This is a genomic window from Nocardia sp. NPDC004860 (assembly GCF_040609015.1).
Lineage (GTDB): Bacteria > Actinomycetota > Actinomycetes > Mycobacteriales > Mycobacteriaceae > Nocardia.
Genome location: NZ_JBEXJI010000006.1, coordinates 327435 through 350351, shown reverse-complemented (window position 1 = coordinate 350351; position 22917 = coordinate 327435). Strand labels below are relative to the sequence as shown.

At 67.8% G+C, this 22917-nt stretch carries 21 protein-coding genes; 16 read left to right on the top strand and 5 right to left on the bottom strand.

Annotated elements, in window-relative coordinates; genetic code table 11:
- Positions 1 to 231 precede the first annotated feature (231 nt).
- Positions 232 to 1206, top strand: a complete 975-nt coding sequence (locus ABZV44_RS15845) for an NADPH:quinone oxidoreductase family protein (protein WP_354836499.1) — start codon at positions 232 to 234, stop codon at positions 1204 to 1206.
- A 60-nt stretch (positions 1207 to 1266) separates the two neighbouring features.
- Entirely contained in the window at positions 1267 to 2379 is a 1113-nt protein-coding gene (locus ABZV44_RS15840; RefSeq protein WP_354836497.1) for a winged helix DNA-binding domain-containing protein, read from the top strand.
- Positions 2380 to 2397: 18 nt separating this feature from the next.
- Here the strand turns inward: ABZV44_RS15840 and ABZV44_RS15835 are convergent, their stop codons facing one another.
- Positions 2398 to 2916 carry an Lrp/AsnC ligand binding domain-containing protein gene (locus ABZV44_RS15835; RefSeq protein WP_354836495.1) on the bottom strand — a complete coding sequence of 173 codons (519 nt, stop codon included), beginning with the start codon at positions 2914 to 2916 and terminating at the stop codon, positions 2398 to 2400.
- A gap of 137 nt (positions 2917 to 3053) precedes the next feature.
- Between ABZV44_RS15835 and hppD the strand changes: the two genes are divergently transcribed.
- The 7 genes from hppD to tuf all read left to right on the top strand — a co-directional run bounded on the left by hppD (position 3054) and on the right by tuf (position 10298).
- Positions 3054 to 4289: a 4-hydroxyphenylpyruvate dioxygenase gene (hppD, locus tag ABZV44_RS15830; RefSeq protein ID WP_354836493.1), complete on the top strand. Its 1236-nt coding sequence runs from the start codon at positions 3054 to 3056 to the stop codon at positions 4287 to 4289.
- 177 nt (positions 4290 to 4466) lie between these two features.
- Positions 4467 to 4997, top strand: coding sequence for a DUF3558 domain-containing protein (locus ABZV44_RS15825; RefSeq protein ID WP_354836491.1), 531 nt, complete (start codon positions 4467 to 4469; stop codon positions 4995 to 4997).
- Positions 4998 to 5008: 11 nt separating this feature from the next.
- Positions 5009 to 5587, top strand: a complete 579-nt coding sequence (locus tag ABZV44_RS15820) for a DUF3558 domain-containing protein (protein WP_354836489.1) — start codon at positions 5009 to 5011, stop codon at positions 5585 to 5587.
- Positions 5588 to 5864: 277 nt separating this feature from the next.
- Positions 5865 to 6239 (top strand): 30S ribosomal protein S12, encoded by a 375-nt coding sequence (gene rpsL / locus ABZV44_RS15815; RefSeq protein ID WP_014353064.1) that lies wholly within the window; start codon positions 5865 to 5867, stop codon positions 6237 to 6239.
- Positions 6239 to 6709 (top strand): 30S ribosomal protein S7, encoded by a 471-nt coding sequence (rpsG, locus tag ABZV44_RS15810; RefSeq protein WP_030517120.1) that lies wholly within the window; start codon positions 6239 to 6241, stop codon positions 6707 to 6709. The genes rpsL and rpsG overlap by 1 nt, the downstream gene beginning before the upstream one ends.
- 178 nt (positions 6710 to 6887) lie before the next feature.
- Positions 6888 to 8990: an elongation factor G gene (gene fusA / locus ABZV44_RS15805; protein ID WP_354836486.1), complete on the top strand. Its 2103-nt coding sequence runs from the start codon at positions 6888 to 6890 to the stop codon at positions 8988 to 8990.
- A gap of 117 nt (positions 8991 to 9107) precedes the next feature.
- Complete coding sequence (gene tuf, locus ABZV44_RS15800; protein WP_354836484.1) at positions 9108 to 10298, top strand: elongation factor Tu; 1191 nt, start codon at positions 9108 to 9110, stop codon at positions 10296 to 10298.
- Between the two features lie 274 nt (positions 10299 to 10572).
- Here tuf and ABZV44_RS15795 read toward each other — a convergent pair whose 3' ends face one another.
- Both ABZV44_RS15795 and ABZV44_RS15790 read right to left on the bottom strand, forming a co-directional pair.
- The gene (locus ABZV44_RS15795) at positions 10573 to 11352 is read right to left on the bottom strand and encodes an aspartate/glutamate racemase family protein (RefSeq protein WP_354836482.1); all 780 of its coding nucleotides are present in this window, start codon (positions 11350 to 11352) and stop codon (positions 10573 to 10575) included.
- 185 nt (positions 11353 to 11537) lie between these two features.
- Positions 11538 to 12758 (bottom strand): FAD/NAD(P)-binding oxidoreductase, encoded by a 1221-nt coding sequence (locus ABZV44_RS15790; protein ID WP_354836480.1) that lies wholly within the window; start codon positions 12756 to 12758, stop codon positions 11538 to 11540.
- A gap of 157 nt (positions 12759 to 12915) precedes the next feature.
- Here ABZV44_RS15790 and ABZV44_RS15785 point away from each other — a divergent pair, with 157 nt between their 5' ends.
- The 5 genes from ABZV44_RS15785 to ABZV44_RS15765 all read left to right on the top strand — a co-directional run bounded on the left by ABZV44_RS15785 (position 12916) and on the right by ABZV44_RS15765 (position 17161).
- Positions 12916 to 13269, top strand: coding sequence for an SPW repeat protein (locus ABZV44_RS15785; protein WP_354836478.1), 354 nt, complete (start codon positions 12916 to 12918; stop codon positions 13267 to 13269).
- 241 nt (positions 13270 to 13510) lie between these two features.
- The gene (locus ABZV44_RS15780) at positions 13511 to 14128 is read left to right on the top strand and encodes a helix-turn-helix domain-containing protein (RefSeq protein ID WP_354836476.1); all 618 of its coding nucleotides are present in this window, start codon (positions 13511 to 13513) and stop codon (positions 14126 to 14128) included.
- 174 nt (positions 14129 to 14302) lie between these two features.
- Positions 14303 to 15409, top strand: coding sequence for a hypothetical protein (locus tag ABZV44_RS15775; RefSeq protein ID WP_354836474.1), 1107 nt, complete (start codon positions 14303 to 14305; stop codon positions 15407 to 15409).
- 56 nt (positions 15410 to 15465) lie between these two features.
- Positions 15466 to 16245, top strand: a complete 780-nt coding sequence (locus ABZV44_RS15770) for a DNA alkylation repair protein (protein WP_354836472.1) — start codon at positions 15466 to 15468, stop codon at positions 16243 to 16245.
- Between the two features lie 328 nt (positions 16246 to 16573).
- A complete protein-coding gene (locus ABZV44_RS15765) occupies positions 16574 to 17161 on the top strand; it encodes a transglycosylase SLT domain-containing protein (RefSeq protein WP_354836470.1) in 588 nt (195 codons plus the stop codon).
- A 111-nt stretch (positions 17162 to 17272) separates the two neighbouring features.
- Here the strand turns inward: ABZV44_RS15765 and ABZV44_RS15760 are convergent, their stop codons facing one another.
- Complete coding sequence (locus ABZV44_RS15760; RefSeq protein WP_354836468.1) at positions 17273 to 18328, bottom strand: ferredoxin--NADP reductase; 1056 nt, start codon at positions 18326 to 18328, stop codon at positions 17273 to 17275.
- A gap of 72 nt (positions 18329 to 18400) precedes the next feature.
- On the bottom strand, positions 18401 to 19021 hold the full coding sequence (mftR2, locus tag ABZV44_RS15755; RefSeq protein WP_354836466.1) for a mycofactocin system transcriptional regulator MftR2: 621 nt from the start codon (positions 19019 to 19021) through the stop codon (positions 18401 to 18403).
- A 389-nt stretch (positions 19022 to 19410) separates the two neighbouring features.
- Here mftR2 and mftF point away from each other — a divergent pair, with 389 nt between their 5' ends.
- Together mftF and ABZV44_RS15745 are read left to right on the top strand one after the other, a co-directional pair.
- Positions 19411 to 20808 carry a mycofactocin biosynthesis glycosyltransferase MftF gene (gene mftF, locus ABZV44_RS15750; protein WP_354836464.1) on the top strand — a complete coding sequence of 466 codons (1398 nt, stop codon included), beginning with the start codon at positions 19411 to 19413 and terminating at the stop codon, positions 20806 to 20808.
- Between the two features lie 388 nt (positions 20809 to 21196).
- Complete coding sequence (locus tag ABZV44_RS15745; RefSeq protein WP_354836462.1) at positions 21197 to 22549, top strand: GAF domain-containing protein; 1353 nt, start codon at positions 21197 to 21199, stop codon at positions 22547 to 22549.
- Positions 22550 to 22917 lie beyond the last annotated feature (368 nt).

Below are 22917 nucleotides of genomic sequence, written 5' to 3'. Positions count from 1 at the left end.
CGGGCGGCCGAGAGCCGTTGCCGTTTCCGCACCCGTGCCTGCGGATGGTGCCGAACCGATTGTGGGCGTACCCGATGAGTTACCCCGAACGTTCCGAAATCAGTTGTCGCCTTGGGAGTCGTGAAACGACAGCGTGCGTCGGGCGCGAGGCGTGGAGCTCGTTGGCAGGGGGCGCGTGCATCAGCTAGGTTCGGCAGGTATCCGCCGTGAATTGATCGGAGTTGATCGAGAATGCGCGCAGCCGTGGTGAGCAAGCTGGAAGGCCCGGAGGCCATCGAGGTTCTCGAGATTCCCGAGCCGGCGGGGTATCCGGGCGGCGTCGTCATCGACGTGCACGCGGCCGGGATCGCCTTCCCCGATGTACTCATGACCCGCGGCCTGTACCAGATGAAGCCGCCGCTGCCCTACGTCGTCGGCTGCGAGGTCGGCGGCATCGTGCGCGAGGCGCCGGAGGGCTCGCACGTGCGGCCCGGCGACCGGGTGGTCGCGCTGACCCTGCTCGGCAACGCGGCCGCGGAAGTCGCGGTGGCGCCGGCGGAAATGGTCTTCAAACTGCCCGACAATGTCTCCCTGGAGTCGGGGGCGGGCGTGCTCTTCAACGACCTGACCGTGCACTTCTGCCTCCGCAACCGCGGCCGCCTGGCCCCCGGGGAGACCGTGCTGGTGCACGGCGCCGCCGGCGGCATCGGCACCTCCACGCTGCGCATGGCACAGGCGCTGGGCGCTGGGCGCGTCGTCGCCGTGGTCAGCACGGAGGAGAAGGCCGAGGTCGCCCGGGCCAACGGGGCCACCGACGTGGTGCTCACCGACGGCTGGCTGGCCGCGGTCAAGGAACTCACCGGCGGCCGCGGCGTCGACATCGTGCTCGACCCGGTCGGCGGCGACCGCTTCACCGACAGCATTCGCTCGCTGGCTTCGGCCGGGCGGCTGCTGGTGGTCGGCTTCACCGCGGGCGACATCCCCACCGTCAAGGTGAACCGCCTGCTGCTCAAGAACGTCGAGGTGGTCGGCGCCGCCTGGGGCGAGTGGGTCATGTCCCACCCGGGCTACCTGCAGGAGCAGTGGGCCGAGGTGGAACCGCTGCTCGCGAACGGCAAGATCACCCCGCCGGAGCCCGTGCTCTACGCCCTCGCGCATACCGCCGAGGCGGTCTCCGCCCTCGACAAGCGCACCGCCACCGGCAAGGTCGTCGTCACCCTCCGCTGACCCGGTTCGCCCGGCGCGATCGCGCGCGCACCGCGTCCGGCTCCCGTAGCGTCACCGATCGTGAAGCTGTCCAACCGGGTGCTGAACCGGACTCTGCTCGCGCGTCAGCATCTGCTCGAGCGGTCCGGGCTCGGCGTGCACGAGCTGTGCGACCACCTCATCGGCCTGCAGGCGCAGGACGTGCTGCCGCCGTTCGTCGCATTGTGGAGCCGCACAGCCGATTTCGATCCCGGGACGGTGTCGAAGGCCCTCGACGACCGGTCGCTGGTGCGAATCACCCTGATGCGCGGCACCATTCACCTCGTAACCCCGCCCGACGCGCTGCGCATCGCCCCGCACATCCAGCCGGAACTCGAAAAGATCCCCTTCCGTAAGGGTTTCAACTTCGGCGCGCTGGTCGGCCTGGATCCCGAGGAGGTGCGCGCGCAGGGGGAAGAGGTACTCGGCGACGAGCCGACCCCCGCCGCGACGCTGCGCGAACACGCCGCCGCCCGGTACCCGGACCGCGATCCCGGCGCGATCGTGCAGGCCTGGCTCTACCAGCTCCCCGTCCTGCAGACCCCGCCCCGTGGCCGGTGGGGCGACAGCAGCCGTCCGGTCTGGTCCCGCGTGCAACCCTGGCTCGGCGCAGCCCTCGACCCCGGCTATCCGCTCGGGGAACTGCTGCTGCGCTATCTGCGCGCCTTCGGTCCCGCCACCACCATGGACATGCAGACCTGGTCCAAGCTCACCGGCATGAAGAAGGCCGTCGAGAAGCTCGGCGACCGGGTCCGCACCTACACCGACGACCGCGGCCGCACCCTCTACGACGCCGCCGACGCCACCCTCGCCGACCCGGATCTGCCCGCCCCCGTCCGCCTGCTGGGCTGGTACGACAACGCCATCCTGTCCCACCAGGACCGCACCCGCATCGTCCCCGACGGCAATGCCCCGCCCCTGCGCGCCTTCGCCAACCAGGTCTCCCCGATCCTGATCGACGGTTTCCTCTCGGGCGTCTACAAGGTGTTCACCAAGGGGGACACCGCGTCGCTGCGGATCAGCCCGCACGCCAGGTGGTCCCGCGCCGACCGCGCCGCGGTGGAGGCGGAAGCCGCTGCCCTGCTCTCCTTCTCGGAACCGGACCGCGAGCCCGTCGTCGAAATCCTCGATCCCGGAGCGGACCTGCGGCCCTGACCGGGCCGTCGCGGATTCTCAGTGCGCGGCGCGGTACGCCGGCGCCTTGCTCGACCCGGACGGGGTGAGCGTGCGCAGCAGCGGCAGGGTGCGCTGCGGGACGACGGTGGACAACACCACCACGCTGTGCGACCGCACCACCGAGCTGGTCCGGTCGATGCTCAGCAGGACGGCCTGCAATCCGGCGTGCGAATCCGCGCCGATCCGGCACAGCACATCCCCGGTACCGGTGGTGGCGTAGGCCTCCAGCACCCCGGGGATGGCGTCGAGGTCGGTGGCGACCGCTTCCAGCGCGCCCTGCGCGATCTCCAGCGTCACGAACGCCTGCACATCGAAACCGGCCGCGGTGACATCGATCTGCGGATCGTAGGAGGAGATCACCCCCGCCTCCTCCATGCGCGCGATGCGCGACTGCACGGTGGCGCGGGCGACCCGGGTGCGGCGGGAGAGTTCCAGAATGCCCGCCTTCTGGTACTCGTGCATGGCGGTGAGGATGGCCAGATCCAGCTCATCCAGCCGGGCGGGCGTGCGGGACATGGCGGAACCTCCGCTCGTGAGTTCGCTGCTATTCAAATTGTCCAGCACCCGGCGGCAGATGGTGGTGCAATTCACCAGAGTGTCCAGTGGAATTCGGCGATATTGCCTAGTCGCGCCGCTGGGCCTTTCCTGGGCACATGAGCATCGACGCAGGACCCCACGGCAGCGCCCACGCCCGCCCCGGATTCGCTCGGGCCCGATCCGGCGACCTGCCCGGCGACGACGAACTCCGCCGCCTCGTCGGCCTGGTGGACCACGATGCCGCCGCGGACCCGTTCCCCGTACTGGGCTGGGACGCCCTCGTCTGGGTGGTCGGCAATGCCACCCAGACCGCGCACTACCTCCAGTCAGCCTTCGGCATGCGGCTGGAGGCCTACTCGGGTCCCGAAACCGGCAATCGTGACCACAAGGCGTTCGTGCTGCGCAGCGGCGGCGCCCGATTCGTCGTCAAGGGCGCGGTGGATCCGGCCAGTCCGCTTGTCGCACACCACGATCTGCACGGGGACGGGGTGGTGGACATCGCGCTCGAGGTCCCGGACGTGGACCGCTGCATCCGCCGCGCCCGCGCCCAGGGCGCCACCGTGCTGGTCGAACCGCACGACGAGACCGACGACTACGGCACCGTCCGCACCGCCTCCATCGGCACCTACGGCGACACCCGGCACACCCTCGTCGACCGCTCCCGCTACTACGGCCCCTACCTGCCCGGCTACACCCCGCGCCGCTCCGCCTACGCCCCACGGGCCGGGCAACCCCGGCGCATCTTCCAGGCCATCGACCACGTGGTCGGCAACGTGGAACTCGGGCGCATGGACGACTGGGTCGAGTTCTACCGGCGCGTCATGGGTTTCGAGAACATGGCCGAATTCGTCGGCGACGACATCGCCACCGAGTACTCCGCCCTGATGAGCAAGGTGGTGGCCAACGGCAACCATCGGGTCAAGTTCCCGCTCAACGAACCCGCCCCCAGCCGCAAGCGCTCGCAGATCGACGAGTACCTCGAGTTCTACCGCGGACCCGGCGTCCAGCACATCGCGCTGGCGACCGGCGACATCCTCGCCGCCGTCGACGTGCTGCGCCGGGAGGGCATCGAATTCCTCGACACCCCCGACAGCTACTACGAGGACCCGGAACTGCGCGCCCGCATCGGCCATGTCCGCGTCCCGGTCGCCGAACTGCAGCGCCGCGGCATCCTGGTCGACCGTGACGAGGACGGCTACCTGCTGCAGATCTTCTGCAAGCCCCTCACCGACCGGCCCACCGTCTTCTTCGAGCTGATCGAACGCCACGGCTCCCTCGGCTTCGGCAAGGGCAACTTCAAGGCGCTCTTCCAGGCAATAGAACGTGAACAAGAGGCACGCGGAAACCTCTGAACTGTGCCCGATTGCCCCTCCGCTTCGCTCCGGGCGGGTTCGCGGCGCTGGAGGTCTCGTTCTTCCCTCCCTGCGCTCCTCCGCTCCGCTCGGTCCAGAACGAGACGCGCCGCGAACCATGGGGTTTCGCTGTCTGCGCAACGGCTGCTCCTGGCTGCGCACAGTAGAGTCGGGTCCATGCGAATGGCGTCCGCGGTTGTCACGGGGTTGAGCCTCGCGCTGCTGGTGTCGGCGTGTGGGGGGAAGAGCGATTCCGGCGACGAGCCGGGGTTCAAACCGCCGCAGAAGGTGGCGGCGCTGGGCCCATTCGTCGGGGAATGCGGCCACCTCACCGACGACGAGGTACGCGACCTGGGTGGGCTCGGCACTCTCACCACCGTCTTCAAGAACTCGACCGGCTGCAACTGGCAGGCCGGCGGAATCAGTTCCTCCAGCGTCACTTTCGCCTCCTACCGCGGCAGCCCCATCGATCGCGAGAAGGCGTGGGTGGCCAGCGTGGGCCGCACCCCGGACACCATCGAGGTGGGCGGGAAGAAGGGCTTCCAGGCTCTCGACCCCAGCAACGCCGTCTGCGATCTCGCGGTGCAGCTGGACGACGACTTCTTCGAATGGTCCATCTCCTACGGCGTATTCAGCAGCGGCAACCTCGGCAACCCGTGTGACCGCACCCGCAAGATGGCCGAACTGACCGTGCAGCGGCTCGGATGAGGGGGACCGGAATGTCAGGTCGATCCAGGCGGGTGCGCGGCGCGATAGCACTCTCGGTGCTGGCCCTGACCGCCGCGCTGGGCGGCTGCGGCAAGACCGTCCCCGGCAGCGCGCTGCCCGCGGGCGGCACCACCGGCACCGGTACCGGCGGAACCTCGCGCATCAACACCAATTTCGACAAGCTGCTGCGCGAATGCCAGGTGGTCGCCCAGGACGACATCGCGAAATCGGTGGGCGACAACATGTATGTGGAGCCGTCCTTCAATGGCGCGGTCTGCATGTGGAACCTCACCGGCGGCACCGCCGGCAGCGGCATGGTCACTCTCAGCTGGTACGAGCTGGGCTCGCTCAACAACGAGAAGCAGAACAACGACCGCCTCAAGTATGTGACCAACGACATAACCGTCCAGGGCCGCCGCTCGGTGGAAACCCGCCGCCCGAACGATCCGGACTCCTGCGGCGTGAGCGCGCCGGCCGCGGATACCGGCATCGTCGGCTGGTGGGTCAACTATCGCAGCGGATCTCAGCATGCGGACCCCTGCGATGCGGCGCGCAAGCTGGTCGAGTTGACGTTGAACCTGGCTCGATAACGGCTCTACCAGCCCCGGTGGGGGGACCCTCTTTTGCCCCCGAAAGAGCCGACGAGTATCGTGGACCGCTGTGCCCGGAGCATGCGGGCAAGTTGATGTGCAGTACGTAGGCCAGCGAGAGCGGCTGACCGTTTCAGCATGCCTTGAAAAAGGCCTCTGAACTGTGCACGACACGCCCGACCTCGTGGAGACGAAATGCCATGAGAACAGGGCGGAAAGCTCGAATGACAAAGACATGAAGTTCCAGACACCTGGTTACTAAAAGGAAAGCCGGTCTATGCCAACCATCAACCAGCTGGTCCGCAAGGGTCGCCGCGACAAGGTCGCCAAGACCAAGACTGCGGCCCTCAAGGGGAGCCCGCAGCGTCGTGGCGTGTGCACCCGCGTGTACACCACGACCCCGAAGAAGCCGAACTCCGCGCTGCGTAAGGTCGCGCGTGTTCGCCTGACCAGCGCGGTCGAGGTCACGGCGTACATCCCCGGTGAGGGCCACAACCTGCAGGAGCACTCGATGGTGCTCGTCCGCGGCGGTCGTGTGAAGGACCTCCCGGGTGTGCGCTACAAGATCATCCGCGGCTCGCTCGACACCCAGGGTGTCAAGAACCGCAAGCAGGCCCGCAGCCGCTACGGCGCCAAGAAGGAGAAGAGCTAATGCCGCGCAAGGGTCCCGCTCCCAAGCGTCCCCTGATCAACGACCCGGTCTACGGCTCGCCCCTGGTGACGCAGCTGGTCAACAAGATCCTGCTGGACGGCAAGAAGTCCACCGCCGAGCGCATCGTCTACGGCGCCCTCGAGCAGGCTCGTGAGAAGACCGGCACCGACCCGGTCGTCACCCTCAAGCGCGCGCTCGACAACGTCAAGCCCGCCCTCGAGGTGAAGCCCCGCCGCGTCGGTGGCGCCACCTACCAGGTGCCGGTCGAGGTTCGTCCCGGCCGCGCCAACACCCTGGCGCTGCGCTGGCTGGTCAACTACTCCCGCGCTCGTCGCGAGAAGACCATGATCGAGCGTCTGGCCAACGAGCTGCTGGACGCCAGCAACGGCCTGGGCGCTTCGGTGAAGCGTCGCGAGGACACCCACAAGATGGCCGAGTCCAACCGGGCCTTCGCGCACTACCGCTGGTGACCTGTGGCCCGGCCCTCCGTTCGGAAGTGCCGGGAGACGAGTCACATGTCGGGCGCGACAGCTGAGCTGTTCCAAGCGAGGCACCCACGCGTCGCGCCCGACGTTGACACCGAGGGCTTCGGAGAACTCGAGGCCTATCCCGTTGAATCCCAACTAGCTACGAGCGGGGAAGATTTCCGTGGCACAGGACGTGCTCACCGACCTGCACAAGGTCCGCAACATCGGCATCATGGCCCACATCGATGCCGGTAAGACGACGACTACCGAACGCATCCTCTTCTACACCGGTATCACCTACAAGATCGGTGAGGTGCACGACGGCGCCGCCACCATGGACTGGATGGCGCAGGAGCAGGAACGCGGCATCACCATCACGTCGGCCGCGACGACCTGTTTCTGGAAAGACAACCAGATCAACATCATCGACACCCCCGGCCACGTGGACTTCACGGTCGAGGTCGAGCGCTCGCTGCGCGTTCTCGACGGCGCCGTCGCGGTGTTCGATGGCAAGGAAGGCGTCGAGCCGCAGTCCGAGCAGGTGTGGCGCCAGGCCGACAAGTACGACGTCCCGCGCATCTGCTTCGTCAACAAGATGGACAAGCTGGGCGCCGACTTCTACTTCACCGTCCAGACCATCAAGGACCGCCTGGGTGCGAAGCCGCTGGTCATCCAGCTGCCGATCGGCGCCGAGGACACCTTCGAGGGCATCGTCGACCTGGTCGAGAACAATGCCAAGGTCTGGCGGGGCGAGACCAAGCTCGGTGAGCAGTACGAGGTCGTCGAGATCCCGGCCGATCTGAAGGACCGCGCCGAGCAGTACCGCCAGGAGCTGCTCGAGACCGTCGCCGAGTCCGATGAGGCCCTGCTGGAGAAGTTCTTCGGCGGCGAGGAGCTCTCGGTCGAGGAGATCAAGGGCGCCATCCGCAAGATGACCGTGAACTCGGAGCTCTACCCGGTGCTCTGCGGTTCGGCGTTCAAGAACAAGGGCGTGCAGCCCATGCTCGACGCCGTCATCGACTACCTGCCGTCCCCGCTGGACGTCGAGTCCGTGCACGGTCACGTGCCGGGCAAGGAGGACGAGGTCCTCACCCGCAAGCCGAGCTCGGACGAGCCGTTCGCGGCGCTGGCGTTCAAGATCGCCACCCACCCGTTCTTCGGCAAGCTGACCTACGTCCGCGTGTACTCGGGCCGGGTCGACTCCGGTGCCCAGGTCATCAACGCGACCAAGGGCAAGAAGGAGCGTCTGGGCAAGCTGTTCCAGATGCACTCCAACAAAGAAAACCCGGTTTCCGAGGGTGTGGCCGGCCACATCTACGCGGTCATCGGCCTGAAGGACACCACCACGGGTGACACCCTGTGCGATCCGCAGAACCAGATCGTGCTCGAGTCCATGACCTTCCCGGACCCGGTCATCGAGGTGGCCATCGAGCCGAAGACCAAGGCCGACCAGGAGAAGCTGGGCGTCGCGATCCAGAAGTTCGCGGAGGAGGACCCCACCTTCAACGTGAAGCTGGACCAGGAGACCGGCCAGACCGTCATCGGCGGTATGGGCGAGCTGCAGCTCGACATCTACGTGGACCGCATGAAGCGCGAGTTCAAGGTCGAGGCCAACATCGGCAAGCCGCAGGTGGCGTACCGCGAGACCATCACCAAGAAGGTCGAGAAGCTCGAGTACACCCACAAGAAGCAGACCGGTGGCTCGGGTCAGTTCGCCCGCGTGATCATCGGCCTGGAGCCCTTCGTGGGCGAGGACGGCGCGACGTACGAGTTCGAGAACAAGGTCACCGGTGGCCGCGTTCCGCGTGAGTACATCCCGTCGGTCGACGCCGGTGCTCAGGACGCCATGCAGTACGGTGTCCTCGCCGGATTCCCGCTGGTCAACATGAAGGTCTCGCTGCTCGACGGCGCCTACCACGAGGTCGACTCCTCGGAAATGGCGTTCAAGATCGCCGGCGCGATGGCCCTCAAGGAAGCGGCCCGCAAGGCCGGTCCGGTGATCCTCGAGCCGCTCATGGCTGTCGAGGTCACCACGCCCGAGGATTACATGGGCGAAGTGATCGGCGACCTGAACTCCCGCCGTGGCCAGATCCAGGCCATGGAGGAACGCAGTGGTGCCCGTGTCGTCAAGGCGCTGGTTCCGCTCTCGGAGATGTTCGGCTACATCGGTGACCTGCGGTCGAAGACCCAGGGCCGAGCGAACTTCTCGATGGTGTTCGATTCGTACGCGGAGGTTCCGGCCAACGTGTCGAAGGAGATCATCGCCAAGGCGACCGGCGAGTAAATCGCTGCGGGACGGGTTTGCGAGAATCCGTCCCGAATCGGTCGTCTGAACGACCCCCTGTAAGAAAAAACCGCACTGCTGCAAAAGCAACGCACTAACTAGTCCAGGAGGACAACAGTGGCGAAGGCGAAGTTCGAGCGGACGAAGCCCCACGTCAACATCGGCACCATTGGTCACGTCGACCACGGCAAGACCACGCTGACTGCCGCGATCACCAAGGTGCTGGCTGACACCTACCCGGACGTGAACGCTGCGTTCGCGTTCGACCAGATCGACAAGGCGCCGGAGGAGAAGGCTCGTGGTATCACGATCAACATCTCCCACGTCGAGTACCAGACCGAGAAGCGCCACTACGCGCACGTCGACGCCCCCGGTCACGCGGACTACATCAAGAACATGATCACCGGTGCCGCCCAGATGGACGGCGCGATCCTGGTCGTGGCCGCCACCGACGGCCCGATGCCGCAGACCCGTGAGCACGTGCTGCTCGCCCGCCAGGTCGGCGTGCCCTACATCCTGGTCGCGCTGAACAAGTCCGACATGGTCGACGACGAGGAAATCCTCGAGCTCGTCGAGATGGAGGTCCGCGAGCTGCTGGCTTCGCAGGAGTTCGACGAGGATGCCCCCGTCGTGCGCGTCTCCGGCCTGAAGGCGCTCGAGGGCGACCCGAAGTGGACCCAGTCCGTGCTGGAGCTCATGAACGCCGTCGACGAGTCGATCCCGGACCCGGTCCGTGAGACCGACAAGCCGTTCCTGATGCCGATCGAGGACGTCTTCACGATCACCGGTCGTGGCACCGTCGTCACCGGTCGTATCGAGCGCGGTGTGATCAACGTGAACGAGGAAGTCGAGATCGTCGGCATCCGCGAGAAGTCGCAGAAGACCACCATCACCGGTGTCGAGATGTTCCGCAAGCTGCTGGACCAGGGCCAGGCGGGCGACAACGTCGGTCTGCTGGTTCGTGGTCTGAAGCGTGACGACGTCGAGCGTGGTCAGGTCGTCGTGAAGCCGGGCACCACCACCCCGCACACCGAGTTCGAGGGCCAGGCGTACATCCTGTCGAAGGACGAGGGTGGCCGCCACACCCCGTTCTTCAACAACTACCGCCCGCAGTTCTACTTCCGTACCACCGACGTGACCGGCGTCGTGACCCTCCCCGAGGGCACCGAGATGGTCATGCCGGGCGACAACACCGAGATGAGCGTCAAGCTCATCCAGCCGGTCGCCATGGACGAGGGCCTGCGTTTCGCGATCCGTGAGGGTGGCCGCACCGTCGGTGCCGGTCGCGTCACCAAGATCATCAAGTGATTTTCCGAAATCACTGGTGATTCTCTGAATCGCTGACGAACGGCGTCGCTCCGAAAGGAGCGGCGCCGTTCGCGTTTCCGCGCTCCGGTTCGCCCGGTGCACCACGCGATCCGGACGTACCCGCTGAATCGGGTGACCTGCGACCGACCCGCGGGTACCTATGGCGGCCTGGTCGAGGGCATGCGGATGTCGGCGGCCATGGCCACTTCAGGCCGAAGCCAGGCGACGCGCCGCCGTGCGATATGCACTGGTGGCCAACAGTTTCCGACTTCCGTCAGCAGACCTGCGCCTGCGAGGCTGTCGCGCCGAGCAGGCGGCCGGATTCGAAAGCGGCTGCGGCCATGGGGAGTTGGGCGGTACGGCCGGAGGCCAGGACGCGGACGGTGCCGGCGCCTGCGGTAGGGCGGTCGAGGGCGTCCATGCGGCGGAGGGTTTGGCCGGCGACGGCTTCGGCGCTGTCGAAGACGCGGACGCCCGGGGGGAGAGCCGTGAGGATGTCGTCCAGGACGAGGGGGTAGTGGGTGCAGCCGAGGACGATGCCCTCGGTGTCGGCGGGGGTGCGGGCGGCGGCGTCGGCGATGGCCTCGGCGATGACGGCGAGGTCGCCGCGGTCGATGGCGTCGGCCAGGCCGTGGCAGGCGACGCCGGTGATGTCGGCGTCGCCGCCGAAGCGGGCGATGAGGTCGGCCTGGTAGGCGCTGGCGGTGGTGGCCGCGGTCGCCCAGACCGCCACCTTCCGGCAGGCCGCCGCGGCGGGTTTGATGGCGGGCACGGTGCCGATGACCGGGACGCCGGGGCCGACCATGGTGCGGACGTGTTCGAGGGCCTGCACGCTGGCGGTATTGCAGGGCAGCACAATGACTTCCGCGCCCTCGCCCAGGGCGAGGCGTGCGGTGTCCAGTACCCGGTCGATGACCCACTGCTCGGGTTTGGGCCCCCACGGCGCGCCGTCGGGGTCGTTGAGCAGCAGCAGGTCGAGATCGGGCCGCAGCTTCCGCAACCAGGCGGCCGTGGGGAGCAGCCCCAGTCCGGAGTCGATGAGCGCGACGATCACACCCTGCACGGTAGTGAAGGAACCGCCTCCGCCGCGAACCGCGGGTCGAAAAACCGCGCGGGCGTGGCGCAGCCGACCGCGGTAGAGAGGCTCAGCCGACCGCGGTAGAGAGGCTCAGCCGACCGCGGTAGAGAGGCTCAGCCGACCGCGGCGGAGAGGCTCAGCCGACCGCGGAAGAGAGAGCCTCAGCCGACCGTCGCCGAGGGGCGCAGGGTCGCGGCGAGCTGGGCGCGGGCCTTCATGACCTTGCCGGCCATGCTCGCGCCGACGACCGCGACGAGTTCGCCGCCGCGCAGGTAGTGGGCGAGGAACTTGCGCCCCTTGTCCTCGACGATCTGTACCTCGTCGGCGAGCGCCGGGATGCCGAGCACCTGGATCTTCATGTCGTATTGGTCGCTCCACACGTAGGGCACCTGCACCTCGGCGGACCGGTCGGCGCCCAGCAGCGCGGCGGCCAGCAGCTGGGCCTGCTCACCGGCATTGGTCCAGTGTTCGACGCGCTTGTTGCGACCGCTCGCGTGCGGCCAGGCGGCCACATCGCCGACCGCCCAGACGCCCGGGACGCTGGTGCGTCCGGTGTCGTCGGTGAGGACGCCGCCACCCTCGGCGGGCGCGGCCAGCGGGATGCCGGAGTCGTCGAGCCAGCCGGTGACGGGCACCGATCCGATGCCGATGACCACCAGATCGGCGTCGATCACGCTGCCGTCGGTCAGCCGCACGCCGCGGACCCTGTCGCCCTCGGTGGCAAGTACGGAGTCGTCCTCGGTGACAAGCGATTCCACGCCGATCCCGCACCGCAGTTCGACGCCCTCGGTTTCGTGGAGCCGTGCCACCAGCGCGCCGACCTGTTCGCCGAGTGCGGCGAACAGGGGAGTGGGCTGGGGTTCGACGATGGTCACCGCGAGGCCGCGGGACCGGAAGCTGGCGGCCAGTTCGCAACCGATGAAGCCCGCGCCGACGATGACGGCCTGGCGTGCGCTGCCGAGGTGCTCGCGCAGGGCGTGGGCGTCGGAGTGCGAGCGGAGCACGTGGACGCCGGAGACCTCGGGCAGGCCCGGGATTCGACGCGGCCGCAAACCCGTGGCGATCACGAGGGCGTCGTATCCGGCTTCGCTGCCGTCGGAGAGCCGGACCCGCCGGGCGGCGGTGTCGACGCCGGTGGCGGCGACTCCCAGCCGCAGCCGGATGTGCTGCTCGGTGAAGAATTCCGCGGGCCGCAGGGCGGTGTCGTCGATTTCGCCGCGCACGTACTGTTTGGACAGCGGCGGCCGGTCGTAGGGTGCGCGGTTCTCGTCGCCCAGCAGGGTGAGTTCGCCGGTATAACCCCCACGTCGCAGCTCTTCGGCCGTGCGCAGTCCGGCGAGGCCCGCGCCGACAATTAGAACGTGTTCTACCGAGTGCGACATGCGCCAACCATAGCGGTTCCCAAGGTCGCGCGCCGACGTGTCGACCGTCACACCCGAGATGCGGCCCAATCGTATCCGGGCATTTATTGATCGGTCGGTCAATCAGGAATACAACGGGATCAGAACATATTCCCTGGCCTTTCAAAGGAGGCATTCCATGTTCACCGTGAGTCGCGCGGAGCAGGCCATGACGGTCGTGCTCGGCGCAATCGCCGCGCTGTCCCCGATCTGGGTGGCGCACAGCAACCGCGCACTGTGGACCCTCGTGGTGCTCGGCGTGCTGGTCGCACTCGCGGGCCTGGCGCAGATCGCGGAAATGGCGACCGGCATGGTCGGCTACGCGCTCGGCGTGCTGGGCGTCCTGATGTTCATCTCCCCGTGGGTGATGAACTTCCACTCCTACAGCGGCGCATCCTGGGTCGCGTGGATCGTGGGTGCGTTGACGGTCGTGGTCGCGCTGGCGGAGATGCCCGAGGTGTCGGGCCGCTTCGGCGCAGCGGCGCATCACTGACCGATTCGCGGCGTGCCGGCCTCGGCTCTCCGTGATCACGGGTGCACAGCCCTCGTGAGCGCGGAGACGCAGCGAGGCCGGCGCGTCCGCGCGTTATGCTTGTCGTCTACGTCCGCCGACCGGTGGCGGCCGCCTCCGCGTCGAAGCGTGAGGAGGAAGTCGAGCAGTGCCCACATCACGCAGGGCGGAATCGGATTCGCCGCGCACAGCAGAGTCTGAACTGCCGCGCAAGGTGGGACCCGTGCCCCGCCGGGTGGGGCGTCGTCGCAGCAAGAAGGTCGACGGTGATGCTCGCCAGCTCATCCTGGATGCCGCCGAAAGGCTTTTCGCGGCCCATGGATTCGACGCGACTCCCACGGCGTCCATCGCCGAGGACGCCGGGGTGCCCAAGGGCCTGATCTTCTACTACTTCCCGACCAAGGGCGCCATTCTGTCGGCGCTCATGGCCGAGCGGGTCCCCTCGCAGCCGCTGGACGATATCGAGTCGGTGGTGGTGCCGGGTGATCCGGCCAAGAGCCTGGTCAATATGGATGCCGCGCTGAATCTGCGCGAGAACAATTCCTCGGTGCTGCGGGTGATCTTGTGGCGCGAGGCCGATACCCACCCGGATGTGCGGAAACAATTGCGCCGCATGCGGGATCAGTTGCTGGACGCGACGGCACGGGTGCTGGCGGCGAGCGCGCCGGCCCCGGTGCAGCCGGGGACATTGCGGGCGTGTGCGGCGGCGTGGGTGTCGGCGATGCTGGCCATCGCGAGTACGGATCGGTTGCACGCCCTGGACGGGGTGCCGCTGCCGACGGCCGACGAGATTCTGAATGTGGCGCAGGTGGTGGCGGCGGGCATGACCCACCTGGGTTGAGCCGGCGGGAACCCGCTGCTCTCGGCACGCCGCCCGTGGCCGCGCCCGCGCAATGCCATGCGGCGTCAACACCCCAATACTGTTGATCGTGAGCCGGTTTCGCGGTGCCTGCGCTCATGCCCCGGTCCGAGCCCGAGTCGCACCCCTTCCCGCGGGCCGGTAAGAATGTCGGCCATGGATGCCGATTTCACCACCGGCCCGGGGGATTCGCGCCCCGCGCGCCAGCCGGGCTACCGACTCACCCATCCCGATACCCCGTCACCGGGCACGTCGCCGAACCCGGTGCTGACCGGAATCGACACCGGCAGCTACGCCGGCCCGGGCCGAAACGGCCAGGAGCAGGCCGTGCAGTGGTCGACCGCGCCCGTAACCCTGCGTGCCACACCGGAACCCGAGGCGCTGCCGCGCCGGATCGCCCCCGATCTGCCGCAGCGCACCGCGGACCCGGAGGCGGTGGCCGCCCGGCTCGCCGCCGACGGCGAGCCGTTCTCGGCTCGGATCACCACCGACAGCGAACCGCTCGCGATGCCCGCCACCAATGGCGAGCCCTTCGCCGTACGACCCGCCACCAACGGGTCGCCCTACGCCCGATCCATGTCCGATAGCGGATCGTTCACCAGCGCCGCCCTCGACAGCGAGCCCTACGCGGCGGCGCCCGTGGCGGAGAACGAGACGATCGCCGTGCGCCCCGCGGTCAATGGCTCGCCGTTCGCGGCCCATTCCGGTGTGCACGAGGATGTATTCGCGGCGAGCCGGCCCGCGGACCTCGAGGCTCCCACCGGTCGCCGGCACGCGCCGGACCCCGAGCCGCCGGCCCGGCTGGAGAGCCCCGCCCGCTTGGAGAGCCCGGCCCGCACGGAGACCCCCGCCCGCATGGAAGACCTGGAGGCCGTCGCGGCCTCGCTGCGGGAGAGCGCGCCCGCGTCGCCGGTCGAGCCCGAGCGTCCGGCGAGTGTCAAGTCCCGGCGCCGCGCCGCCCCGGAACCAGCTGTGGCACAGGCGGATTCGACCACGGCCCAGACCAAGGCCGACGCCGAGTTCCGGACCGGTGACGCCTCCATCGATCTGCACCACATCATGCGGCTGCTGGTGGCCAGCCACGATCTGGACGTGGCCGCGGCGGCGGTCGAATCCGGCGAGATCACCGTCGCCGAACTGGCCGACGTCGCGCGGCGCACCCGCACGGCGGCCGTGGAATTGGTGGCGGCCTGGTACGGCGGAGCGGATCACATGCGGAAATTCGGCGAGGTGCTGTTACAGGCCGCGGCTGAAACCGCTTGAGAGAGATCTAGGATTCGTTCGACAGACTTCTCCGGCCCACGGACGCAGGAGGCGCGATGAGCGGAACCGGCGTGCCGTCGAAAACTCTGACGGCGGCGGCGGTGCAGGCGGAATTGGCGGCCCTCGCCGATCCGGCCGACGCGGCGCATCTGCAGCGGTTCTTCAAAACCGGGCCGGGTGAGTACGGGGAAGGGGATGTATTCATCGGCGTCCGGGTTCCGCAGACCCGGAAGGCGGTGAAACAATTTGCCGGCCTGCCGCTTTCGGAGATCGATCGGTTGCTCGACAGTCCGGTGCACGAGCACCGGCTGGCCGGATTGGTGATTCTGAACGGCGAAATGGCCGGGGCGACACGCAAACGCGGGGGCGGGACACACAATCGCGGCGGTGATGCGGCGCGCCAACGGGAGATCGTCGATCTGTATGTGGCCGCCGTGCGCCGCGGCCGGGTGAACAACTGGGATCTGGTGGATTCCTCGGCCGAGTTCATTCTCGGCCCGTGGCTGTTCGAACGTCCCCGGGACCTGCTCGACGAATTCGCATCGGGGGCTTCGCTCTGGGAGCGGCGGGTGGCCTTGCTGACCACATTCGCGTTCATCAAGCAGGGCGATACCGCGACCGCGCTCGAGCTCTGCGAGCGCCTGCTCTCCGATCGCCGCGATCTGATCCAGAAGGCGGTGGGCTGGATGCTGCGGGAGATCGGCAAGCGGGTGGATTCCGCGATTCTCACCGGATTTCTGGACGCACACGCGGCGGATATGGGCCGTACCGCACTGAGTTACGCGACCGAGCATCTCGCTCCCGAACAGCGGGCGAAGTACCGCGCGCAGCGATGATCCGCGAGTGAAACGGGTCCAGCAGATGACGCTGCCGGATTGCTGTGACGAACCACTCGGCGAGTTCGCACCGAGTGTTCATCCTGTGTTCAGTTTACGTTTACTTAGCGAGATCAGTCTGTGATCAGTCGGTGAAGGCCGATACCAGCTCGAAATGAGCCGGTGACTACCACGCAGAGACCGCCGCCTCCGGCGGGAGCGTGACTGAACGGTGATAGCTGGGAAATATCCCAGATCTCGTTCCGCCACTTGCACATCACAACCCATGCAGCGCATCGGCGAGTCCCTCCGGGTGTCCGCCGTGGTGAGCTCTGCGCCTGTAATCACCATGATCAAACGAAACCTGTTCGCCCAGCCCGTCAAGACCATCACCGGCGCAGCCGCCGCGGCCCTGGCCGTCTCGGCCGTGATCGCCGCCGGCCCGGCCGCCGCCGACGTCAATGGCGTCCCGCCCCAGTTCCAGGCCACCGCTCAGCAGGTCCAGCAGCAGGCCATCCAGCTCGACAACGGCCTCCCCGCTGCGCAGCAGGACCAGGTCCGTCAGGTCGTCCAGGGCCTCCCGGCCCCGTTCAACCAGGTCCTCCCCCCGGCCTTCGCCAATGACCTGAACGGCTGGATCCAGAATGCCCTCTTCGTCATGGGCCAGCACGGCATCCCCGGCAGCTACGACGGCATCTTCCGCAACATCCAGCGTGAGTCGGGTGGCAACCCGCAGGCCATCAACCTGTACGACTCCAACGCCGCCGCGGGCATCCCGTCCAAGGGCCTGATGCAGGTGATCGATCCCACCTTCCAGGCGTACCACGTCGACGGAACGTCCTGGGACATCTACGACCCGGTCGCCAACATCACCGCCGCCTGCAACTACGCGGCGCACCGCTACGGCTCCATCGACAACGTCTTCTCGGCGTACTAGGCAGCACCGACTTTTCGGTTGCTCTGCGGGGTTCAGCGCCGCACCCCTCGAATAAGAATGTGGCCGCCGCGTTTTCGACGCGGCGGCCACATTTCGCTTTTCGCGGGCTCGTCAGAACTGGATCCTCAGGTGATCCGTCACCGGGCGGGCCTGGCAGCCGAGGATGTAGCCGTTGGCGATGTCCTCGGGGTCGAGGATTTCGGCGTTCTCCATTTCCACTTCGCCTTCGAGGACGGTGCAGGCGCAGGAGCCGCATTCGCCTTCGAGGCAGGAGTAGGGGACGTCGAGGCCCTTGGAGAGCATGATGTCGACCAGGGTCTGGCTGCGGGGCCAGGTCATCTCATGGGTTTCGCCGTCGAGTTCGACCTCGACGCTGGCGGCGTCGGCGGCCTCCTCGGCGGTGATCTCGCTCGGGGCGACCTCCGCGAAGGGATCGCCGGAGAGCGAGTTGAAGACCTCGGCGTGGGTGCGGTTGCGGGGCATGCCGAGCTGGCCGAGGGCGTCGTGGACGCGGTCCATGAACGGCTTGGGGCCGCACATGAACGCCTCGTGCGCGACGTAGGGCGCGACCAGGGTGGCGAGGGCGTCGGCGGTGGGCAGGCCCTGCAGGTGCTCGAGCCAGTGGATCACGACCAGCCGCTGCGGGTGCTTGTCGGCCAGCTCGCGCAGTTCCCGGGCGAAGATGACCGAGTCGTGGTCGCGGTTGGCGTAGACGACCACGATGCGGCCGTTGCCGCGGGCCAGCGCCGACTTGAGGATGGACATCACCGGGGTGATGCCGCTGCCGGCCGCGAACAGCAGCAGGTCCTCGTCGAGGTTCTTGGGGGTGAAGACGCCCGAGGGCGGCAGCACCTCGAGCGAGTCGCCGGCTTTCACGTTGTCGCACACCCAGTTCGACGCGTACCCGTCGACGGTGCGCTTGACGGTCACCTTGGGCTTGTCGTCGGTGTGCGGCGAGCTGGCCAGCGAGTAGCAGCGGGCGACGGACCCGGTGAGGTCGCTGGGGATGCGCAGGGTCAGGAACTGGCCCGGCTGGTAGGTGAAGCGCTCACGCAGGTCCTCGGGCACGTCGAATACCAGCGAGCAGGAGTCGGCCGTCTCGTTGATGACCGCGGAGACCCGCAGCACGGCCGATCGCGAGCTGTGCGGTACGTCGACGGTGGTCATAGTGTCCTCTCGAACCCGGCGGTGCTGGGCAGCCGGTGCAGTCTACCTAAACTAGAACGTGTTCTAGTTTGACTATACGTGGCCGTCCCGCTGCCGGACAAGCTGAGCTTCCAGGCCCGCGATCAGCACGTCCATCGAGAAGTCGTAGGAGTACTTGCCGCGGAGATCCGCCAGGTGTTTGGTGGCGCGTTCCACCGCCTCCGGAAGCACCCGGTCCAGCAGGCCCGCCCGATCGCGCGGGTTCACCTTCGAGCGCCCGAACAGATAGGTGTGGATGGTGGCATAGGCGGAGAGCACATTGCGCTCGTCGAAACCGGCGTCGAAGAGGATTTCCATGACGGCGGCGATCAGGTCCAGCTGTTTCCCGAGCATCTGCTCGATCAAGACGTCGCCGAGACCCGGGTGCTTGCGCAATTTCTCATCGATCTGGTCGATCAGATCCCGCAATCGCATTTGCCACGTGCCGAATTCGGGTGGCGGCTTGCGCACGCCGGTGAGGGCGGCGGTGGCGACCAGATCGAGTAGCTCGCGCTTGTCGGCGACGTAGTAATAGGGGGCCATCGGCGAAACTCCGAGTTCGCGGGAGAGCCGTCGCATGGACAGCTTCTCCACACCGTCCTGCCGGACCACCCGCAGGGCGGCCTCGACGATCTCGGATTCCGAGAGGGTGTTACCGCCCCCGCCTGTCTGCATGCGCCCGACTCCCATACCGCCTCGACCACCACGGGCACGGATTTCCGTCCCCTACCTGTTCAACTGCCGATTTTCCTCACGCAGTGTAGAGCGCTCCCCGCATCAGCCGTCGAGCTACGGTCCGATGCGCGGGCAAGGCCGAATCCCGGCCCGAGATTCCCCATTTCTCGAGAACCTGTCGGAAGCTCACCCGGAGGTTCGCGGCCGTCTCGATTCTGGACTGCGGCTTGATAGACCTCCGCCTTGGAGCGGGGGAGCGAAGCGGAGGAGCGGAGGAGGGAAGAATCGAGACCTCCGGGCCGCGAACCCGCCCCGGAGCGAAGCGAAGGGCAATTAGACACAGCGCGCCAATCATCATTGCCAGTGGTTGGCTGACTTAGCATTCGGGAATGCGCCATGATCGCCTTCCCGATGGTTTCGGGGTGCGAATCGATCCCAGGGTGCGCACTTATTCCGGTGGACGGCTCCTGGTCGGCGGTACGCCGACGAGGTTGCTGCGGCTCGCTCCGGAAGCTGCGGCCTTGATCGGTGACGGGTACCTCGAGGTGACCGACCCCGCGTCGGCTCGGGTTGCCAGACGTCTTCTCGATTCCGGCGTCGCGAATCCGCGCCCGCGGCTGCTGCCGTCGCTGGAGGACGTCACCGTGATCGTCCCGGTGCACAACAATGCCCCCGAGCTGTCCCGGCTGCTGTCGGCGCTGCGCGGCCACACGGTGATCGTGGTGGACGACGGCTCGGATCAGCCGGTGCAGATCCCGGATGCCAGAAGCCGCTGCCGGATCACGGTGCTGCGCCGGGATCGCCGGTACGGGGCGGCCGCCGCCCGCAATTTCGGATTACAGGCCGCGGCAACCGAATTCGTGGCCTTCCTGGACCCGGAGGTGGTGCCCCGCACCGGCTGGCTGGAGGTCATGCTCGGGCACTTCAGCGATCCCAAGGTGGCGCTGGTGGCCCCGCGCATCCTGGCCATGGATCCGGACTCCACCCTGCTGGCCCGCTACGAGCACACCCGCGGCTCGGTGCATCGCGGCCGCCGCGAGTCGGCGGTGCACGCGCACGGCCCGGTGCCGTACGTGCCGAGTTCGGCGGTGCTGGTGCGCCGGCTGGCGCTACTCGGCGAGGGCGGGTTCGACGAGACCATGGCGGCGGGCGGCGATGTCGACCTGTGCTGGCGGCTGGACCGCGCGGGCTGGCGGCTGCGCTACGAACCGGCCGCGCGGGTGGCGCACAGCAATCCGGTGTCACTGCGAAAGTGGTTCGTCCACAAGGTCACCCACGGGACCGGTGTCGCGCCGCTGGCCCAGCGGCATCCCGGCCTGGCCGCGCCGCTGTCGCTGCCGATCTGGACCGCGGTGTCCGCGGTGCTATTGGGCACGATGTCGCGCTGGGGCGTGTTCGGCGGTCTGCTGATGCTGAGCGCCACCTTGGTCCGGCTACGCCGGGTCTTCGCCGGACTGGACAATCCGACCCGGGTGGCTGCCATCTATCTGACGCGGGGTTTCACCGGCGGCGTGTGGCGGCTGGCCACGGCCATGTGCCGGCACTACTGGCCGATCACGCTGCTGGGCATGCTGTGCTCGCGGCGGGTCCGTCATATCGCGTTCACCCTGGCCATGGCCGAGGGCCTGGCGGACTGGTTCACCCACCGGGAGCCGGGCAGCCTGGACCCGGTCCGGTACGTGCTGTGCCGGCGGTTGGACGATGTCGCCTACGGGACGGGTCTGTGGTGGGGTGCGGCCCGCATTCGCAGCGCGGCGGCGCTCGAGCCGACCCTGCCGACGAGCTGAATTCGACGCTGCTCCCGGGCTGCGGGAAGCTGTGCGTGAAGTGGTCGAGGTCGGTCGGGTCGATGTCCTCCACGGACCCACCCTGACACAGCGCACGGAGCGGGGCGGTACATTCGATGCACCGCACGGCCGTGAAACCCTGCTCACCGCAAGGGGATTCGAGTCTCGGCGGGCGGCCGTGACCGGTCCGCAGCGCCGCCGCAACCCTCCCGGACGGGGAGCCACGCGCGGGTGCCGCGCCATCACTGAACACGCCGTGTTTAACAAAATGCTGTGTAGCTCACATTTTGTGAGGCGCCCGTTGGCGTGTGACCTGCCGGACAAACGTCCGGCTTCCGCCTTGAGGTCTTCGGTGCGCCGGTACTCTTTGGGGCGGAAAGAAAGGCAAATGGTCAGCAATCTCGCAGGTGGTGGGCAACCCAACCACGGCGTCGAACCGGGCAGTCAGCTCGGGGCGCTCGAAACATATGCCGCCCAGGCACACGGATATCTCAGTGTGGGCGGGGATCAACTGGGGCAGTTGCCCGGCCTGCTGCGGCCGATGGTGCTCGAGTCATGGCTGCGCAGTCTGCGCGGCGGCGTCGATCCGATGGACGACGGAGACGGTCGTGGCCTGCGCGGCGCCGACCTCGAGCGTTACCGTGACGCGCATCCGATCGCCTCGGTCATGCCGTTGGTGGACAAGCTATTGCTGCGCGACGCGACCAGTACCGGGTTGATCGTGGTGGTGGCCGACCAGTTCGGCCGCGTGCTCTCGGTGCACGGCAATGCCGATCGGGTGCAGGCGGCCGCGGAGGCGGGCCTGCGCGAGGGCAATGACCTGAGCGAGCGCCGGGTGGGCACCAATGCGGTGGGCCTGGTGGTGCGCACCGGCCGCGCGGCCTGGATCCACGGGCCGGAGCATTTCCTGCATCGCATGCACCAGATCACCGGAGCCGCGGCGCCGGTGCACGATCCGGACGGCCGCCTGGTGGGCGTGCTGATGATTGCCGGCGGGGTGCGGGTGGCGCGCCCGGAGATCCTGGCGCTGGTGAAGGCGGCCGCGACGGCGGCGGAGATGGATCTGCTGCTGGCCGCGGTCCGTTCGGGTCAGGATCGCCGTTCGAACGCCGATGCGCCGGCGCCGGAGCGGCTGGGCCTGGAGGTGCTCGGGCTGGGGCAGCCGCAGCTGACGGTGGCGGGGGAGCGAGTCCCCCTGTCGCAGCGGCATGCCGAGATCCTGCTGCTGCTGGCCGAGCACACCGAGGGCCTGTCGGCCGATCACCTGGCGTTGCTGCTGGACGATGCCGATCTGGACAACGCCACCATTCGCGCGGCCATGTCGCGTTTGCGTTCGGTGGTCGGGTCGAATGTGTTCGGCTCGCGTCCCTATCGACTGCGCGTGCCGATCGCCACGGATGTGGAGGCGCTGCGCGCCGCGCTGGATTCCGGGGATGTGGATTCGGCGGTGCGGCTGTACGCGGGTCCGGTGCTGCCACGTTCCACGGCGCCTGGAGTTATAGACATTCGCGATGAATTGCGAGTGCGTCTGCGCACCGCTGTATTACGTTCCGGCGACGCTTCGGTCATGAGTCGGTGGACATCCGGTGCCGAGGGCCGTGACGATGCCGCCGCGTGGGCGGCCTATCGCGCCACCGTCGATCGTGAGTCTCCGCTGTATGCGCAGATCGAGGCCAAGATTCGCGTGCTGGATCGGCGCATGGGCGCCGATGCAACGCAGTTGCAACGTTTCGACTCATAGTCTCCACATCCGAAAGTGCGGTCGGTCACACCGCCGCCTTGTCATGTGGTCATACCCACATTCATCGCGTTCTCAACGCGCGGCGGTCGGCCAACTAGACGCTCGTCCAACTTTTTTTCGGGAAAAAGTTCCTTTTTATTGTGTAAACGCCTAGTGTCCACATGCATGAACGGCATCCCTGTGATGCAGGTGACAGTTGGAGGAGATCGGCAGCAGGACACCCCGGATGCGATGACCCGGAGGCACTCGCATCCCGGCCGGAGAGCCAGTAGGCCCGGCCGCTTCGAGCACTAGTTGGATCACGCGCGGATTCGCCGCGCATTCGTCGAATCACCCAGGGCGGTGCGATCTTTCGCGGCCTGGTGCGC

What these genes read in the sequence shown, in the direction of transcription:
- ABZV44_RS15785 (WP_354836478.1), top strand. Translation starts at nt 12,916, where the DNA reads ATGTTCACCGTGAGTCGCGCGGAGCAGGCCATGACGGTCGTGCTCGGC.
- ABZV44_RS15790 (WP_354836480.1), bottom strand. Translation starts at nt 12,758, where the DNA reads ATGTCGCACTCGGTAGAACACGTTCTAATTGTCGGCGCGGGCCTCGCC.
- mftR2 (WP_354836466.1), bottom strand. Translation starts at nt 19,021, where the DNA reads ATGCAGACAGGCGGGGGCGGTAACACCCTCTCGGAATCCGAGATCGTC.
- ABZV44_RS15760 (WP_354836468.1), bottom strand. Translation starts at nt 18,328, where the DNA reads ATGACCACCGTCGACGTACCGCACAGCTCGCGATCGGCCGTGCTGCGG.
- ABZV44_RS15820 (WP_354836489.1), top strand. Translation starts at nt 5,009, where the DNA reads ATGTCAGGTCGATCCAGGCGGGTGCGCGGCGCGATAGCACTCTCGGTG.
- ABZV44_RS15770 (WP_354836472.1), top strand. Translation starts at nt 15,466, where the DNA reads ATGAGCGGAACCGGCGTGCCGTCGAAAACTCTGACGGCGGCGGCGGTG.
- ABZV44_RS15745 (WP_354836462.1), top strand. Translation starts at nt 21,197, where the DNA reads ATGGTCAGCAATCTCGCAGGTGGTGGGCAACCCAACCACGGCGTCGAA.
- ABZV44_RS15825 (WP_354836491.1), top strand. Translation starts at nt 4,467, where the DNA reads ATGCGAATGGCGTCCGCGGTTGTCACGGGGTTGAGCCTCGCGCTGCTG.
- mftF (WP_354836464.1), top strand. Translation starts at nt 19,411, where the DNA reads ATGCGCCATGATCGCCTTCCCGATGGTTTCGGGGTGCGAATCGATCCC.
- ABZV44_RS15775 (WP_354836474.1), top strand. Translation starts at nt 14,303, where the DNA reads ATGGATGCCGATTTCACCACCGGCCCGGGGGATTCGCGCCCCGCGCGC.
- hppD (WP_354836493.1), top strand. Translation starts at nt 3,054, where the DNA reads ATGAGCATCGACGCAGGACCCCACGGCAGCGCCCACGCCCGCCCCGGA.
- rpsG (WP_030517120.1), top strand. Translation starts at nt 6,239, where the DNA reads ATGCCGCGCAAGGGTCCCGCTCCCAAGCGTCCCCTGATCAACGACCCG.
- rpsL (WP_014353064.1), top strand. Translation starts at nt 5,865, where the DNA reads ATGCCAACCATCAACCAGCTGGTCCGCAAGGGTCGCCGCGACAAGGTC.
- ABZV44_RS15835 (WP_354836495.1), bottom strand. Translation starts at nt 2,916, where the DNA reads ATGTCCCGCACGCCCGCCCGGCTGGATGAGCTGGATCTGGCCATCCTC.
- ABZV44_RS15845 (WP_354836499.1), top strand. Translation starts at nt 232, where the DNA reads ATGCGCGCAGCCGTGGTGAGCAAGCTGGAAGGCCCGGAGGCCATCGAG.
- ABZV44_RS15765 (WP_354836470.1), top strand. Translation starts at nt 16,574, where the DNA reads ATGATCAAACGAAACCTGTTCGCCCAGCCCGTCAAGACCATCACCGGC.